Consider the following 16552-nt stretch of genomic DNA (forward strand, 5'->3'; position numbering starts at 1 on the left):
TTTTACAATAACTGCGCCTTTAGCCTACTCCATTCAGCTAGCGGTAAGATGGCTCCCTGATGGCAAACCACTTCTGCGGAAACCTGCATACCCACCTTAACGGCCTCGGGCAATTCAAATCCTGAGAAACGCGCGGCCAGATACCCGCCATTAAAACCATCTCCGGCTCCGGTGGTATCAACCACACCGGCTTGTGCAACGACTGTGATTTCCTGTTGCTGTTTTCCATTCCAGACGGTAATTGGAGACGTGCCATTTTTAATCACAATTTCGGCAACGCCAGAATCCAGTATCCACTTCCGGGCATCTTCTTCACTGCTCACTTCACCACTGCTAATGACATCCTCCAAACTCGGAAGAAACACATCAGTGTGAACCAACATTTCACGATTTACGGTCCGGTACCCGTCAGAGGATGCCCAGAGTCTAGCGCGATAATTATTGTCGTAAATTACCTTACCGCCGGACTGTCTGTAACCAGACACCCAGTCGTAAAATAACTCTCTGGCATCAGTACTCATAAGAGACAGCGTAATGCCCGACAAATAAATGTTCTCAATACTCTGTAACTTGTCCAGCATCGCGTCCAAGTTACTGCGGGTACTGAACAGATGCTTCGCAGCAGAATCGTTTCGCCAGTATGAAAACGACCTCTCGCCGTCAGGCGCATTACTGATCAAATACAACCCGGCCTGATGCTCGCTATCTCTCTCAATAAGATCAGGCGACACACCGTAAGTCTCTGCACACTCAAAAAAACGCTGATCTTGTGCGGCGGTGCCCACCGAAGTGGCCAGAAATGCAGGGGTACCCAGTTGTGCCACAGCGACTGCGGTATTGAACACGTCACCTGCAACGCCCAGTGAATAGCGATCAGACCCAGCGGCGGCCAATTCCAATAAGGGCTCTCCCAAGAAAGCGATACCTGATTGCATGGTCATTGACTCACCTACTAATTTTGCCAGTCTGTGCTTTTCAGCTTATGTATTTGACCAATTAAGCCTGAAAACCTATCACACAGCCAACTGGTAAGGCCAGTTTGCGATATTGACGTAATTTTGTCAACCAATCGCAAGGGAGGACGCAGCCACCTTTTTGGTAACGTCCAGCCTTTGTTAAAACGCCCAGCCTGCCTAGAAATCAGTAAAAACAGGCCAAAACCGACAAATAATTCGCAAAAACCGTTTTCAATCAACACTGTTGCCTATAAAAGACAAACATTCTCTTGTCTGAGATATCGCCGAAACTGTAAACTGGCCTGACCATCTATCCACAAGATGAAGATATATAAAAGGTGGCCTTAACTTCCTGGTCTTTAAGGCTGGCTAGCTAGGTACACCAAAACCGTCACCTGATGATAATTAAGATAAAGAAGAGAGGAATTGGAGAATGAGGTATAACACTCCTGTGAATTTGCTCAGCCGGGCAATTAAACTCGCCAACCATACCCGCAGAAACTGGATGCACTGTGCTGCTCTGGCTCCGGCCATCGCGCTGTCAGCCCCAGGAGCTTTTGCACAGGACAACAGCATGCCATCACTGGCGCTGGAAGAAATTGTGGTAACAGCTCGCCGTAAAGACGAAAGCCTGCAAGATGTGCCCCAAACTGTTAATGCCGTAAGCTCCGAGACACTTAAAGAGCTGAACATTCTTAACTTCCAGGATATGGAAAACGTTGTACCCGGCGTGACACTGGACACTGGAACTACAGGTTATTCAACATCAGCAACCATGCGTGGTGTTGATTTTTCTATTGAGTCTGGCGTTGCACCCACCGTTGAGTTTTATCTAAACGATGCCCCGGTTGAGTCCAACGTGATTTTTACTCAAGTTTTTGATGTTGGTCAGGTCGAAGTGTTGCGCGGACCTCAGGGAACTCTCCGCGGCCGCTCCTCCCCTTCCGGTGCGATTACCGTCAAAACACGTGATGTGAACCTAGAAGAATTGGGTGGCTATTTAAACGCTACAGGTACAGATCAAGGCGGCAGCAACTATCAGGGAGCCATCAATATTCCTTTGATCGAAGGCAAATTGGGCCTTCGAGTGGCTGGTGTTCTTGACGAGAATGACGTCAATCAGGTGGAAAGCGTTTTCAATGATGCCGATCCTGATGCAGACACTAAAGGCTATCGTGTGACTTTGGGCTTTGCCCCCACGGACACCTTTGACGGTCAATTGATGTACCAGAAAATGAATAAGGATCAAGTCTCGTTTAGCCAAAGCACTGGCTACAATGACGGTTCCGTTCTGACGCACCACAACTTCGGACCAGTCAAAGCCGGGGATCGCCTGAGCGTGCGAGCAACTCCTGATCGAATTGACAGCGAGATCGAGGCGACGACTCTGAACCTCAACTGGGCACTGGGCAATCACTCTCTAGCTTATGTTGGTCAGTACAGTGAGCTACATAACGTCACGAACGGCCCGCAGGATACCGCCAACTACATCAACACTTCTGTGGATGGAACACTATCTTTAGGGGGTGCTGGGGTCGCAACACGTGAAAATGAGTGGTTCCAAAACCTGGACATCTATCAACAGCAAGAATCTCACGAGCTGCGCCTAACCTTGGAAGAGCCTTATAAAGATGTCTTCACCTACACGGTAGGCCTTTTTTATCAAGAGAAGAATGGCTTAAACCAACTCGATAGCAACACCTTAATCGGTACTCCAGACCCAGTAGATGGCGTCTATGTGCTCACAAACGCTATCGAACGTCCTTCAGAAACCGATGAGTTATCTGCTTTTGGTAATGCGACATTTTATCTGAGTGACAGCACCGAATTATCAGCAGGTGTACGTCAGATTCGTAGCCACATCTGGAATGAGACTGTAGTCGGCGGCTCTCAACTGAGTGAGATAAAAGCGGACGATAATGAGCTTATCTGGAACGTGTCCCTGTCTCACCGTTTCAATGACAGCATTATGGGGTATGCAAATGTGGGGACTGCTGTCCGTCTTGGCCCAGTTGGTTCATTGGGTATTAATCCTCTGCCTAACCCAGATGCGAACATGCAAAAAGTCATCGGCCAACGTGATAATGAAAAATCACTGTCCTATGAGCTGGGTTTCAAATACGACTTTATGGATGGCCGCGGTCGTCTGAATGCAGCGTATTACTATCAGGACTTTGAAGGTTATCTTTATTTCAGCAAGCCAACACAGTACTTAGGAAGCCGAGGCGTACAAACTTCAACCTTTACCACCAATGCTGATGCTACGGTACAAGGGATTGACCTGGATGCCAGCTTCCAAATTCTGGAAAACTGGAACGTATCCGGTGTCTTTAGCTGGAGTGATAGCGAGCTGAAGAGCCCCGTACCCTGTAACGATGGCAATCTGGATGGCCAGCCCGATACTCTTCCGAACAGCTTAAGTGCAAGCAATCAGGTAGCATTCTGCGACACTGGCGCGTCTGCCAGCTCCACACCCGACTGGAGTGCGTCTGTACGCTCTGAATACTTCACTGAACTCAACGACAATTTGGAAACCTACCTGCGCGGTATCTATTCTTACTATCCAGAGAATGATAACTCCAACCGGGTTTACGACAACTACGGATTGTTGAATCTTTACGTAGGTTTGCGTGATATCCAGGGAGTCTGGGATGTTCAACTGTTTGCCAAAAACGCGCTGGACGAAGAAGTTGTTACCTCTATGGATTCTCTCCAAATAGACGCAGGTGGCACACTGGCTAACGCCCTTGGAGATTCCGGATATTATCCGACTAAAATGAATGCTCCTCGCGAGATTGGTGTAAGCGTTCGTTATAATTTCTTCTAATCTGTTTTTAAATCTCAAAGTCGCCGGGCCTCGGGGCCCGGCGTTCCTTGAAAGATCTCTCATTCTTAACTCTTTGCTCACCCTTTACAGACATACAGGCTGCTGTCGAACTTAGAAGAGGCCTGATGCAGTTCTTTCACTTTAGTTGCTCTTCAAAGTGGGCGCTACCCACTTGATAATTCCCTTCATTTGAATTTTACTATTCATGCTAGCCTTGCCTTCCATAATAGAAAACAATACTGAATATGACCAAGCCTACAGACAATAGCCGGAATCCGCGCGCTGCTGACACACGAGTTCTAGCAGGGGGTTAAACATACCAGTGTTGTGCCCTGACTGACCATCGGATTAACCCCGACATAAATCAGCATGTCCACATTGTCGTCATCAGTTTTAGCGTTGAGTCCTGGGAAGCCACCCGCCAGGCTGGACACCAATACCTTGCAAGCGCCGTCGATGGTCATCGGTGAAAACTTCGGCGGCGCACCCAGTGCCCTGTAAAAATTTTCTGCCATCCGATATCCCGACGAATCCATGCCAAGTCCACTACCAAAATAAAAGCCGACAGCATTCGGACCGTGTTCCACAACGATGCTTCTTAACCGGCTGGCAAGGTCAGTCGAGCGCCCCGCTCTTGCGGAACAAAGGCTTCAAGATGGCATTAGGATGAAGGTGGAGTTTTCCTAAGGCACGGCCCTTGGGGCAGGTATAACCTTTACTGAGTGGGTGATCTCGGTCACCTTTGACTTTAACAACCTGACCGGCGTTTACATCGACGACGATACCGCACTGTGATGTACATATTTTGCAGTGACTGTGATTCGAGGTGACTTCGCGGGTGGTCATTTGACGGTTTCCTTCAGTAAGGCAAACAATGAAGACGGAAGACAGGTTGCCAGCAAAGCTCGTACTCAAAGCCTAATGAGCTTTATATTGATTGCAGCGGGCTTAAGAGTGGCACAACTTTATTATCAGAATAAATTGCCTTCTCAGTTGTTGAACTCATTATCCCAACATACTGTATCGGAGCAAGTATAAGTTGGTTAGGGCTCTAACCAACTTCAATGCAAATCGTAGACTCGGACTTACTCAGTGGGGTTTTCTAAATTGATAAAATTTTCCAGCCTTCTCCGAAGTGTGATAATGCACATCACCAGACTTTATCAAATCCAGCCCTTTATCCATAAACACTTCAAACCACTCAGGTGACTGTTCTAATTTTCGATTGACCGTCACAAGATCACTTGCCGTGGCATAACTGATATGTATCCCCCGCTGAAATTGAGTAAAGCGCTGAAAGCCTTGGCTAAAGTCATGCATTGTCTCGCGGCGTATTGCTTCCAGCTCAGTTCCTACTTTCGACAGGAGGTCCGAGGTGCGAGCTTGTTTAAAGATCGCATATATTGCGTCGAGGGCATGATCCAATTGTTTGACAAACTGTTCCGGAAAATCATGGCTGTGCTCAAACTCTATCTCACGTGAAAAGATGTCAAGATTCATTAGTGCAGCATAGTCGTGCTGCTGCAGCTCCATTTGTGTCATGATTGTTGAATCAAAGGTATGGCAAATTAGAGAAAAATAACCGCCTGGTCTCAATAACCTATATATTTTCTTAGCGGATATGTTCCAATCCGTGTATTCGATGCCGTATTGACTGGTGATAAGATCCGCGGAGTCCCGTTCTTCAGACAAGTTTTCAAACAATGTATTGGGTATAAATGTTATGGCCTTGAGGCGCCGGGAAAAAGCTGGATTTTTTTGGATCAATGCAGAGATATCGATATCAGCTGCGTCGACAGCATTAACTTTCAGATCCAACTTCGCTCGTTCTGAATAATCTTGCGCAAGCAACGCGATAGAACCGTTGCCTGAGCAAACATCAAGCACACAACTCCCTTGTGCCAACAAGCCAAATTGCTCCTCCCAGAACCGCAAAAACTCACCGTCATAATTTGAAGAAAAACCACACGGTAAAGAAGTCAAATGACCCTGACGCCAGTAGTTGCTCCATTGCTGTTTTTTATCAATACTCACAAGAACTACGCTTCCATTTTGTATAGATCGATTTAAGTCTCCCGCAGAAATATTATGTCACGTTTTCTGAAGACATAAAAAAGCCGGGGCAGGGACAAACCTGCTCCGGCTTTAGTTGGCAAGTGCAAAATTAGTTGAACGTTTTGCTTATGCCCACTTTATACATACGACCGAGGGTAAAACTACTGTATTTATCTTCGTTGGTGTCGTTGTAGCGATACTCCGATGGATCCTCGTCAAATACGTTGTCAATATTGAAACGCAATGACAATCCCTCAGTGAAACCGCTGCCCTGGAATTCGTAACCGAAAAACAGGTTGGTCACGATAAAGGCATCAACCTTACTTTGATTACTGGCGTTGTCCGCCTCGAAACCATCCGTATAGTTCACAGTCAATTTAGCGCGGACATTGTCTCGACTCCAACCAACCGAACCCTGAGCAGTCAAATCGGAAGCGAACTCAAGGCTGTCGCTGGTCACACCACCTTCGGTCAACTCAAATTCAATCTGGTGATTACCGGTTATCCCGTAGTCCATAGTACCGAAAGAAGTATCGTGGACATATTGAACACCGAAGTCGACACCCTTCATGGTCGCTTCACCGAAATTGGTAACGCGACGGTCAAAAATATAGGCAAGTGTCGCATTAGGGTCATTCGGGTCAATAATGCCATCAAAAACTTCAGGGTTCTGAATTTCCGTCAGGTATTGAGCCCACTCATCCTTCGTCGGATGCCAGATGAACTTATCCGGGAAATCGCGACGGATCTGCTCGCTGGGAACAGAGAGCCCGCCGAGAATATCCTGAAAGTCGATTTCGTAATAGTTGGCCTTGATCATCAGCCCTTCAATAGGCTCCATATCAAATCCCAACGCCCAAGAAGTAGCGGTCTGCGGTTGTACGCCAGGCTTAGTACCTTCCGTAGGCACGGTGTAGGTACCCTGACCATTCCACTCACCGTATACATCTGCATCTTGTATTTGCTGAACGGTTTGGTTGGCAGCACGACCCGTTGAAAAAGCCAGAGTGTCGAGAGTCGTTGGTGCATTGAAAGACTCACCCCAGTGGCCATAGACACGGAGCCAATCGGTAGGAGTATAGCTAAACCCGAACTGCGGATTAGTGGTCTTGCCGAAGTCACTGTAGTCATCGTGGCGCACTGACGCGGAGAGCTCCAGATTGTCGAGTACCGGAACATGCACTTCAGCAAATACTGATGTGTTATCGCGGCTGGCTCTCGCGTAATCCGTGTCAGAAAGGCTTCCGCGGTTACCGGTACCAAAGCGGGTACGCACGCGATCTTCTGCTACTTCAAAACCGGCCGCCACACGCAAATCACCCGCGGGCAGTTCAATCACCGGGCCGTCGGCCACTACACGAGCCAAAAACAGCTCGTGAATGGTTTCTTTTTTGGTCTCCCAGTTCAGGATGTTATTGATAACATCTGCATCTGCGGAAGCCACATTCAACGGATCCAGCTGGCCTGAATTAACAGCCGCCACCATTCTTTGATCATTGACCTCAGGGATAACATTCTTGTTATAGGAGCGACCATAATAGAGCGTGTTGCGTAACTGCCAGTCCTTACCCATCGCGATCGTCAGAGTCGGCGCGACGCCCCAAGTAGACATCTCAACTTCTTGATCGCTATCCGGATAGGCTGGGTGTGCGCCGTAAGAAAAGCCGGCCCCAGCGGGGTAATTCACGACATTGGGATTATTTGGATCCTGAAATTGAGCGATTTCCGCCGGAGTCAGGGTTCCTGGGTTCGTTGTAACATCGAATGAACCAGGGGCCGAGCTACCCAGAGGATAGCTGAAAAATGTGTTTTCGCGCTGGGAATAATAGGCCTTGACCCCAAATTGGACACTGTCATTCATTTCTTGCTGATAGCTAAGGAACAATCCTTTACGCTCTTGCTCCGGCAGCAGTGTTGATTGTGCATAATGGTCGCAGGTTGGATCCCCAGCGGATTTTGGACCGGCTCCTGGAGCTGCAGGGTTGTCTGTCCAGCCAGCACCATAGTTGTACCAGCCGTACTGGGAGCGAACAGGAACGAGGCATTCCGTGCGAGCGGATTCGCCCGCTTTGACGAAGTTGCCGTCATCATCATAGGTACCAATTTTGGCCCAATCCCGATCTTCGGTGCGCAGGCCATCCCGGTTACTCTGAGTGGCCGCAACGTAAATGGAGCCAGTGTCCCAGCTTGTTCCAGCACTCAGATTAACGTTGACGGTATTCATGTCGTCAGCGGCACCGTAATCCAGGTCAATCTTGACGCCGTCGGCTTTGTCTTTGGTCACAAAGTTGATAACCCCGGCGACCGCATCCGCCCCATAGAGAGAAGATCCCCCATCAGTGACGATATCGACGCGCTCCAGAGTGTTACCAAGGATAATGTCGGCATCGACGATAGCCGCCTGAACACCCACTGGCGCAATACGGTGACCATCCATCAGTACCAGGGTGACTGCACTGGTTGATGAGTTCAAACCAGGCATGTTACGAAGGTTAGGACGCGATACCACAAGGTTAGCGGAGGCGCGCGGTTCGACTTCCGGCCGGTCATTGAAAAAGTTGGTAATCTGCGGCACTGATGCCAACACTTCGTTGGTGTTTACAGCGCCAATTTCGGTGATTTTTTGGGCGTCAACACCGATGGTCTGAGATCCAGTCACTTCAGTGCCACGAATCAATGTACCAGTAACGACGACCTCTTCCAGGGTGATTCCTTCCAGCTCACCCTCAGTTTTTTGAGCGTGTGCCCCCACAGTAGCCAGCGTTGCCAACAGCATTCCTGACATAGCCCGAAAGGATTTTTTCAGTTTTAGTTTTTCAGGCTTGTACGAAGCCGTTGTGGTGTATGTTTTATTTTTTGGTGTCATAGGGGATATCCTCTACTTTTTTTAATTATTTTAGATCGTACAGTTATAATAATTTTAGCTAACTTAAACTATCTGACACTAGGTCTTGGATAATCAATACAAAGCTGCTTCGGCTAACAACATGACTACGAAACAGCACCTTAAAGGTATCATTATTTTGCTCCTTAGCAACACATTGTTTTAATCTCCGGTTAGAAAAAAGTGAATTAAATTTATTGTTTTTTACCGAAACAGAGACCGTCTGACCCTGATCTCAAAACACATCTCGCATCCTTTATTGTAGATTGAGGCAACAAGACGTCCATAAACTAGGGTGGGAACAGGCTTCGGTCAGACCAATCTTTACCAGACCGGAGTTATCCAGTCTCCTGCACAGGACAGGAGCGAGATAGCTTCAGGGGCCAGGCATTATTTAAATACAGAGGGAAATGGAAATCTCGGCAAGGCTCAGCTCGACGACAATCAAGTTGATTTTCAGTGAAGGCTCCAGTGAAAGCGGCAACTATCGCGTTCCAAGTAGCACCCAACTCTTTGAAGTACGGCAAAACATGACTCCTTTCCTGCTCGAACAGGAATATTTTTTATTTTAATAGAGTTGTTTTATTTAACGCAGATCTATTTGAGTCTGCTGTAACAACATCTGATATACCAAATATTGCGAAAAAAAAGCCTCTCGCTTGCAACGAGTTATAATCAGATGGCAATCAACGGGCAGAAAACTCGGGCAACTATAGATTACCAACTGGTAAGGCCACTTTATCAGCGCCCCCAAAAGCTGTCAATTAGTGTGTGAGCTAATTCTCAAAATTCAAAAGATGTGTCTGCAATAAGTAAGTGCCAATCCTGCCAGTCTCTGATGTTCGACAACACAAGTCTCTCTGCGGACTTGTGTTACGTCGTAGATAACCTTGGGGCGTGCTTCTATTCCTTTTTAAATACAGATTCTTTCGCCACCTGGATGTCACTCACAATTGCAGGTCGTATTAACGCCCAATGGAAGAGATTATTGTCAACACGTTGGTTATTCGGACGATTATTGTGCATCAATGGCATGTCTTTATAAATCGGACGAGAAATAGCAATCACCTCATCCCACAAGCTCAGAGAATTCTGGAGGTGATTTACCGCGGCTTGCTTCTCCCGTTCTTCTCCTTGAGTACGGAACGTAGCCAAGGCCACGGCACCACGCAACTTCTCAGCATAATACAGCCCCAGATTCGCCCAGATTTTCACATCCGCCACTTCGTACATCAAAGACGGATTTTCTGAAGTGTCTATATCTTTAACCTCTTGCAAGGCTTTGGTGCTATCCGCCTCCATACGATTAGCCAAAATCAGTGGTGTTACAATACTGTTATCGAACTGCTCTCCAGCCTGACGCTGCTCCACAAAGTCCTGTACTGACAACCAGTTGTCTTTCAACGTGGGCTGAACAATCAATCGCTCCACAGACATGGGCTCCATGCCACTCTTAGACATCACCATCATACCTTCACCGTAGATGGTAAAATCCCATGTGAAATCCGTAGCCGTAGCAAACTTGAGTTGCGTTTCAGAGGCTGCCTCATACGCCGTTAACAACGGTTTGGCAGATTCGCCATAGCGATGCACAAATTCCGCTTCAAACACACTATCCGGGGTTTCAGGGTTGTACAATAAGCGTCCCCACAACTTGTAGAACAGCCACTGACGCTCAAACGCGTAAGTCCAATCCACAGGTTGGTCAATGGCGGTGAAATAGTCCTTAGCCGGGATGTAGCTTTCTGATCCGACAAAATAACCGCCCACGTAATCGTGATGAGCGTTTAGCTTGAGATGTTCACGGATAAAATCAGGGTGCCCCCAACGCAAGGCAAAGAAATCCTCGTTGCGGACCATCCAGGCTACCTTGTAGTTCTCTGGTGTGGGCTTGAAATAAGTGTCTTTCAACTCACCGCCATGCACCTTGACCAATTCCGGAGTGGAGTGGGCGTGGGACCAGTTAAACTTGATTTCCATCCAGATAGGGCCATCAAAATGATCTCCCAACTTTTCGATGGCGTCGCGAGTGAGTTCTTCAGTAGCTTTGTCTGTTGACCCGCCCTGCCCAAGACCGGATGAGAAAGGCGCTCGGAAAATCATTTTTGTTGGGCGATCCGCCGCTTGCATTCCAGCGATGATGGTCTCATCCATCCAGTCTTGCCGCTCTTTTGGCGTCATGGCTCCCATTTGCTCGCCAAATGAGAAACCAAAGCCCGTCAGGTTGGGGTACTCCTCAAGCACCTGAGTCACGCTCTCCTTGGTATAACGTTTAACAACCTCACTGGTTTGCGCCTCGCCTTTGTAATCTGCCCTACCCTTGTAGTAAGGAAAATAGTTGGTGCCTTCCAGGTCGTGGGCATCCGCAAATTCTTTACTCACCAACACATTCCAGTTGACCAGGTAGGTATCGATACCCCGCTCTTTCGCCATGGCGAAAATTTCCTGATAGAACTTGCGCCACTCTGCCAACTCTTTATCAGAAAAACGTGTGGCTTCAGGAAAGTTTTTCGCTTTAATCATGTAAGGGAAGGGGTGTAGATTCCATAAAGTCAGGGCGTTAAATCGGTTTTCGGCCATCATGTCGAGAAAGGCTTCCCAATACTTCACATCCTTCACGGTGTCATAATGCAAATCCAGCGCCGAGCTGGAACGATAAGAGTCCCAAGGTAGGTTGTGTTTTAAGGCCCTGAAAGGCAAAGCAGGTGTTTCTTGTTTCGATTCAATAGAGTTAAGACTCTTACCATCGCGAAGCTGCTCCGCCACCTCAAAAGCCGCGTAAATTAACCCTCGCTGATCGCCGCCTTCAATATCGAGCTGGCCGTTGGCTGAAGATATCGAAAAAGCCTCAGGATCGAGTGCAGAACTGATACCCAGTTTGACGATAAAGTCAGAGCCATCCGCAGAACCGGTAACTGTAAAAGACTTCTCTTTTAATGCGTCACTAACAATATCTGCTGCATAGTCAGCTTGCGCAGCAGGTAGGGCGTGCTGTAGATATACGGTATCCGCAAAAGCTGTATTGAACCCGCCAAACATCAGCAGAATTATACTTAAATATTTTGACATTTCTTTTTTACCTTAAAGAGTTTTAATCTTAACTTCGCGGAACCGGATAGTTCCACTGCCCCACTGCAAACCAATATACCCTTCTCTAAACTGGGAATCTTTGACATCTACCGTTGTTTCACCATTCAGCTTTACGACTAAATGCGTTCCCTGCATTGTTATATCATAAGTATTCCAGCGCCCACCTGCTTTAGGAGCTGGCGATGGTACAGCCGCCAAATGCACGATACCGCCTGTCGAATAGCTTTGATCTGGACGTTGATCAAAGATATTGGCTTCGTAGCACGTGGTATCCTTAGGCGCTTCAGCATCCTGACAGCGCATATAAATCCCGCTGTTCGCATCATCACTTACCCAAAACTCAACATGCAGTTCAAAGTCTTTATAGGAATTTTTAGTCATCAAAAATGCATACTGTTGTTTCTTTTCTTGTGCCTCGACTCCTTGGTCGGTCACGACCCAGTCAGCATCACCAACAGTCGTAAAGTTATTCAAACTGCCATTAGTCTCGAACAAAGTAACCCATTCATCTTGTGAGCCCATCGAAGTGCATCCCAACAATACAACACAAAGCAAAGAGGCAATACCCCAGGGGATAAATTTATTAAACATAAGAGCTCCGTTATTTAGAACTGGCTGTTAGTGAGCATTCTTCCAGAATAGTCTTGGCAAGTAACTTAGGCTGAGTATTCATTGCCTGATGCCCTGCATCGACTCGCAGAATTTTTTGTGCGTAAAAACGATCTGCAAATCTTTCTTGCCACGACACCGGCAAGATTTTGTCTTGCAAACAAACAATATAAATCGCAGGCACAGACTCAACAGGCTTGATCTGCCAATTTCTTTCTGAGTAGGATTCCGCCGGCCATTGATCCTTACCCAACTTGGCCATAAAGCAAGTTGTCTCTTCTGCATCCATATCGTTACAGAACATAATTTCCGTGCGCTCTCGTATACCCGTAGTTTTCGGATCTACAGGCCAGCCTACGGTATTGTCGTCACTTCCCTGAATTTTATCACCCACCATTTCAATCACACTCTGACCAGGCAGAGGGATTGAGCAGGTCACATATACCAAACTGCGAAAAAGATCAGGGCGCTTTTCAGCCATATAAGGCATCACATTTCCAGCCTGGGAATGGCCCACAAGAATCACATCCTTGATGTTTGCCTTGTCCAAGTCAGCAATAAGCTCGTCGATAATATCGGTAACAGTTAGATCTTTCGTATCTCGGTCACGCTTTTCACCGCAGCCAGGCACATCCAGTGTTACAACACTACCCAGGTTTTCGCCCGCCAGAGTTTTCAATTCCGATATGGTTTCCTGCCACACCCAGCTACCCTGTCCGCCGCCATGGAGAAAAGCAAAATTTAATCTATTAGTCATGATATACCTCTAATTTTGATCTACACACCAAGGAGCGCATTCAGGCTAAAAATGTTATAAATAATTTCTTGTACTTACCGCTTTATGATCTTGGTTACAGGGGGATGATGCAGTGAGTCACCCAGGATGCGACAAAGCAAAACTCCCTTTGTTCGTCCTTTAGTTACAATTGGATTTACCACGCTGTCATTAAGCTGTGGACCCACGTGCATAATAATTTCACCCTTGTGATTGGCTTCAGCGTTCAGGTCATGAACTGTAGCGCCCGGTAAATATTCACACCAGTGGTTATAGGCGTGGATCGACCAATAGCCATTGAGATCTGACGGCAGAACAACTTGTAGCACTTCATCATCTGCCAAGTCGAAATATCCGAGAAAATATTCTGTATCAGGGTCTCCTTGCATGGTTTGCTCAAGCCCTTCGATATTTCCCCGAAACTGGTTGGGAAAGGCTGCAGCCTGTTGACTCCATGTTACAAACTGCCGTATGGAACCTAGAGTCACTTGAGTAACACGACTCAGCGCAGCTGAGGTGCTGCCACCAGTTAAAGACAAGTTTTCAGGTGGTGTTGCACCATCCAGCTGCAACCTGGCGGGTAAAGTGTTGGGACGCCGATGTAATGTGCGAATTAATAAAATACAAGCTTCAGGCTGCAAGGTCAGTCCAGCTGGCCCCTCTATCTCTGCGCTAATATCGACCTTAAACGTTCCATCCCCCTCTGTTACTGAATTATCAATAGTTAAATAATCCGCTATTTCAAGTGAACCTTTTTCACTCTGACGAAAGAGACCTACACCGATACGTTCAGAGTCGTTAAGACAGCCCGTTAGCTGGTAACTTCCACGTACATTAAGCAACGCATGCTGCATTATGTAGTCGGGATTAGGTGCGCCACGTGTAGGCAATGCACGACTGAGTCCATTTTCTACGAGTAAATGACCTAGAAAGTTATCATTCAAACAGGTCGTTAAAACACGTGCGACATAAGCTTCGCCTTCATCCGCCGTATATGCGTCAGGAGCAAGCTCACGGACTTCCTGACTTAATGTCTGAATAGCGCTGTGCAATTGTTCCCAGCCGTTAGACATTAATCACCCCTCCCCTGCACTGGCAAGACCCACTTGCTCACGAGGGATACTGAAGTACTCCATATAGTTGCTGAACTGCTGTTCCAACCTTGAGTCATCAAGTCCATATTCTTCAAAGCTGTAAGCATTCACTCCGCGAGCATTTTTAGGATTAGCGTCTCGCCACTGCGCAACCGCCTGACAAACCTCGTCGGGCGACTCAATACCCAGCTTTTCGTGAACTTCCAGCATTTGCTTCACGGGGTCTTCCACCAACCTGTAATAATCCACATGAATGATCCGGTCTGCATGAGGCCCGTGAACTCCATCCATTATTCGGTTTATATGACGCTGTACAAAATGGGTCATATAGCGTCCCACCTCTTTTTTATCCACGGGCTTATCTGTCCGGGCACTGCGAAGCTTGTAGGACAACTTGCAGATGGAGGCTAAAGTTTGTACCGGATCACGGTGTGTCATCACGAATCGAGCATCGGGATAGACCGATGTAATTTCGGGTACGGCAAGAAGATGATTAGGGTATTTCAGCGCCCAGGGTTTTGACGGTGTGCGCCATTGCAACAACTGCAATTGACGTTTGTGAACACGATAACTGGCCTCCAGATCTGCCTCGTCCAGAAGATAATCAAAATAGGAAGGCACTCGATATAGATTGTTTAAACCTGCCGCCCCAAAACTTTGCTCCATAAAAGGATGACACTCTTCTGAGCCGTCCTCATCATGTAAGTGTAATGCTTCAAATCCTTCAACGGTAGGATACATCTGACGCCGACGTTCAGCCCAGGTTATACGCCGCTCTTCGGCTGAAGCCGGATCTGCAGCCGGTGGCGGCGATGGTGTCATAGCCTCCCAGGTTCGGATCAATCGAAAACGCTGATCACAATCGAATAGATACTGAAAGTAAGTCGTCCCAGAACGAGGAAGCCCCATAAGAAAAACAGGTTTCTCAATAGCTTCGTTGGCGATCTCCGGGTGTTTCTGAAACCACTTCAGCCCCTCCAATCTATTTACCATATCGTTCAATAACGCTCGACGCGTATTGGCCATACCCTCTTTTGACATAAACGATTCATGGTTAATAGCGTCGACAAGGCGCTCTAGATTCTTCAATACAAATGATTCCGGATCCGAGATTCCCACCTTTTGCTCGGCTTCTGACGCTATATCTGCGGCATTCAGCATAGTAGTATCCTTATAGAAAACTCAATTTTCGCAACGGCTTTCGTTACAATTTATCTCGGCTGCCAGTGAATGTATCCATTATCTCCATGATCTTGACGCCATCTTCGCCTGTACACGGATTCTCTCCCCGTCCGCTGAAGTACTTCACAACCCTATCAATTAGCGGCTCTTGAATATTAACGGGATTCGTAAACTCAAAAAAATCACTGTTGCTGTTTGTTTTTAAAAAGACACTTTCTTGGTAAAAGGAAAATTCTATGACTCCTTTGTCACCAATTATTGTGCACGTATCTCGACGCTCAGATTCCGGAGCAATAAAGTTCCATACTCCTTGAAATACAGTCCCGCACGCAAACAACATCTGACCACTGACGACATCTGCAACACCGGGAATTTTTCCGTTTGAAAGTCCAAAGCATTCTAATGGTGAACCAAAGTAATGCATCATCAGATCAATTTGATGTGGCGCAATATCATGAAATAGACCACCACCGGATATTGCAGGATTCTTACGCCAGTTATCTTCAGTTTTTGCGATGAGATCAGATTTTTCTGGTTGAAATATGTCAATTCTAGCGAATTGAACTTCACCAATAGCTCGGGAGTCGATAAGCTCCTTCACTTTTTTAAAACTGGGAAGTTCACGACGATAATGAGCCAGACAAACCTTCCGACCTAATTGTTTTGCTGTCTCGACAATCTCGACACTCTCACTGGCGTCTAAAGCCATGGGCTTTTCCAAATAGACGTCTTTGCCTGCTTTTAGTGCGGCGAGCGCATATTCTTTGTGAGTTGAGGGCGGTGTTGCGATATAGATAGCGTTAATATCACTTCTAGCGAGCATCGGATCGACATCCGTATACCAATGAGGGACACCATGCCTTAGAGCATAATCTCGGGCCTTATCGGCATCTCTGCGCATTAATGCGATCAGTGTCGAGTTTTCTACTTTGTTAAATGCAGGACCGCTTTTAACTTCAGTCACATCACCTGCGCCAATCATTCCCCAGCAAATCAAAAGGAGTCCTCTTCTTTACGATTGATACAACAAGGGCCTGACATTACATGCCAAGCCCTGGTTTAAGTTCAGTAGACGTTAAG

12 protein-coding genes are annotated in these 16552 nt (G+C 47.1%); 1 reads left to right on the forward strand and 11 read right to left on the reverse strand.

Annotated elements, in window-relative coordinates; all coding sequences use genetic code 11:
* Positions 1-2: 2 nt before the first annotated feature.
* Positions 3-941, reverse strand: a complete 939-nt coding sequence (locus ACTG33_RS01020) for a sugar kinase (RefSeq protein WP_439133304.1) — start codon at positions 939-941, stop codon at positions 3-5.
* Between the two features lie 448 nt (positions 942-1389).
* Between ACTG33_RS01020 and ACTG33_RS01025 the strand changes: the two genes are divergently transcribed.
* Positions 1390-3783 carry a TonB-dependent receptor gene (locus ACTG33_RS01025; protein ID WP_439133305.1) on the forward strand — a complete coding sequence of 798 codons (2394 nt, stop codon included), beginning with the start codon at positions 1390-1392 and terminating at the stop codon, positions 3781-3783.
* Positions 3784-4082: 299 nt separating this feature from the next.
* On the opposite strand, the gene ACTG33_RS01030 is transcribed toward ACTG33_RS01025, so the two are convergent.
* The 10 genes from ACTG33_RS01030 to ACTG33_RS01075 all read right to left on the reverse strand — a co-directional run bounded on the left by ACTG33_RS01030 (position 4083) and on the right by ACTG33_RS01075 (position 16469).
* Positions 4083-4298, reverse strand: a complete 216-nt coding sequence (locus tag ACTG33_RS01030; RefSeq protein ID WP_439133306.1) for a hypothetical protein — start codon at positions 4296-4298, stop codon at positions 4083-4085.
* A 100-nt stretch (positions 4299-4398) separates the two neighbouring features.
* Positions 4399-4629: a hypothetical protein gene (locus ACTG33_RS01035; protein WP_439133307.1), complete on the reverse strand. Its 231-nt coding sequence runs from the start codon at positions 4627-4629 to the stop codon at positions 4399-4401.
* A gap of 243 nt (positions 4630-4872) precedes the next feature.
* On the reverse strand, positions 4873-5817 hold the full coding sequence (locus ACTG33_RS01040; RefSeq protein ID WP_439133308.1) for a class I SAM-dependent methyltransferase: 945 nt from the start codon (positions 5815-5817) through the stop codon (positions 4873-4875).
* Positions 5818-5947: 130 nt separating this feature from the next.
* Positions 5948-8704, reverse strand: coding sequence for a TonB-dependent receptor domain-containing protein (locus ACTG33_RS01045; protein ID WP_439133309.1), 2757 nt, complete (start codon positions 8702-8704; stop codon positions 5948-5950).
* Between the two features lie 921 nt (positions 8705-9625).
* Positions 9626-11791 (reverse strand): hypothetical protein, encoded by a 2166-nt coding sequence (locus ACTG33_RS01050; protein WP_439133310.1) that lies wholly within the window; start codon positions 11789-11791, stop codon positions 9626-9628.
* A gap of 12 nt (positions 11792-11803) precedes the next feature.
* On the reverse strand, positions 11804-12403 hold the full coding sequence (locus tag ACTG33_RS01055) for a 3-keto-disaccharide hydrolase (RefSeq protein WP_439133311.1): 600 nt from the start codon (positions 12401-12403) through the stop codon (positions 11804-11806).
* Between the two features lie 10 nt (positions 12404-12413).
* The gene (locus ACTG33_RS01060; protein WP_439133312.1) at positions 12414-13178 is read right to left on the reverse strand and encodes an alpha/beta fold hydrolase; all 765 of its coding nucleotides are present in this window, start codon (positions 13176-13178) and stop codon (positions 12414-12416) included.
* Positions 13179-13252: 74 nt separating this feature from the next.
* Positions 13253-14269, reverse strand: coding sequence for a hypothetical protein (locus tag ACTG33_RS01065; protein WP_439133313.1), 1017 nt, complete (start codon positions 14267-14269; stop codon positions 13253-13255).
* A gap of 3 nt (positions 14270-14272) precedes the next feature.
* The gene (locus ACTG33_RS01070; RefSeq protein ID WP_439133314.1) at positions 14273-15451 is read right to left on the reverse strand and encodes a sulfotransferase family protein; all 1179 of its coding nucleotides are present in this window, start codon (positions 15449-15451) and stop codon (positions 14273-14275) included.
* Between the two features lie 43 nt (positions 15452-15494).
* On the reverse strand, positions 15495-16469 hold the full coding sequence (locus tag ACTG33_RS01075; protein WP_439133315.1) for a Gfo/Idh/MocA family protein: 975 nt from the start codon (positions 16467-16469) through the stop codon (positions 15495-15497).
* Between the last annotated feature and the right edge of the window lie 83 nt (positions 16470-16552).

This window comes from Pseudomaricurvus sp. (assembly GCF_965662505.1).
Taxonomy (GTDB): Bacteria; Pseudomonadota; Gammaproteobacteria; order Pseudomonadales; family Cellvibrionaceae; genus Pseudomaricurvus.

What these genes read in the sequence shown, in the direction of transcription:
- ACTG33_RS01050 (WP_439133310.1), bottom strand. Translation starts at nt 11,791, where the DNA reads ATGTCAAAATATTTAAGTATAATTCTGCTGATGTTTGGCGGGTTCAAT.
- ACTG33_RS01035 (WP_439133307.1), bottom strand. Translation starts at nt 4,629, where the DNA reads ATGACCACCCGCGAAGTCACCTCGAATCACAGTCACTGCAAAATATGT.
- ACTG33_RS01025 (WP_439133305.1), top strand. Translation starts at nt 1,390, where the DNA reads ATGAGGTATAACACTCCTGTGAATTTGCTCAGCCGGGCAATTAAACTC.
- ACTG33_RS01060 (WP_439133312.1), bottom strand. Translation starts at nt 13,178, where the DNA reads ATGACTAATAGATTAAATTTTGCTTTTCTCCATGGCGGCGGACAGGGT.
- ACTG33_RS01065 (WP_439133313.1), bottom strand. Translation starts at nt 14,269, where the DNA reads ATGTCTAACGGCTGGGAACAATTGCACAGCGCTATTCAGACATTAAGT.
- ACTG33_RS01045 (WP_439133309.1), bottom strand. Translation starts at nt 8,704, where the DNA reads ATGACACCAAAAAATAAAACATACACCACAACGGCTTCGTACAAGCCT.
- ACTG33_RS01030 (WP_439133306.1), bottom strand. Translation starts at nt 4,298, where the DNA reads ATGGCAGAAAATTTTTACAGGGCACTGGGTGCGCCGCCGAAGTTTTCA.
- ACTG33_RS01070 (WP_439133314.1), bottom strand. Translation starts at nt 15,451, where the DNA reads ATGCTGAATGCCGCAGATATAGCGTCAGAAGCCGAGCAAAAGGTGGGA.
- ACTG33_RS01055 (WP_439133311.1), bottom strand. Translation starts at nt 12,403, where the DNA reads ATGTTTAATAAATTTATCCCCTGGGGTATTGCCTCTTTGCTTTGTGTT.
- ACTG33_RS01020 (WP_439133304.1), bottom strand. Translation starts at nt 941, where the DNA reads ATGACCATGCAATCAGGTATCGCTTTCTTGGGAGAGCCCTTATTGGAA.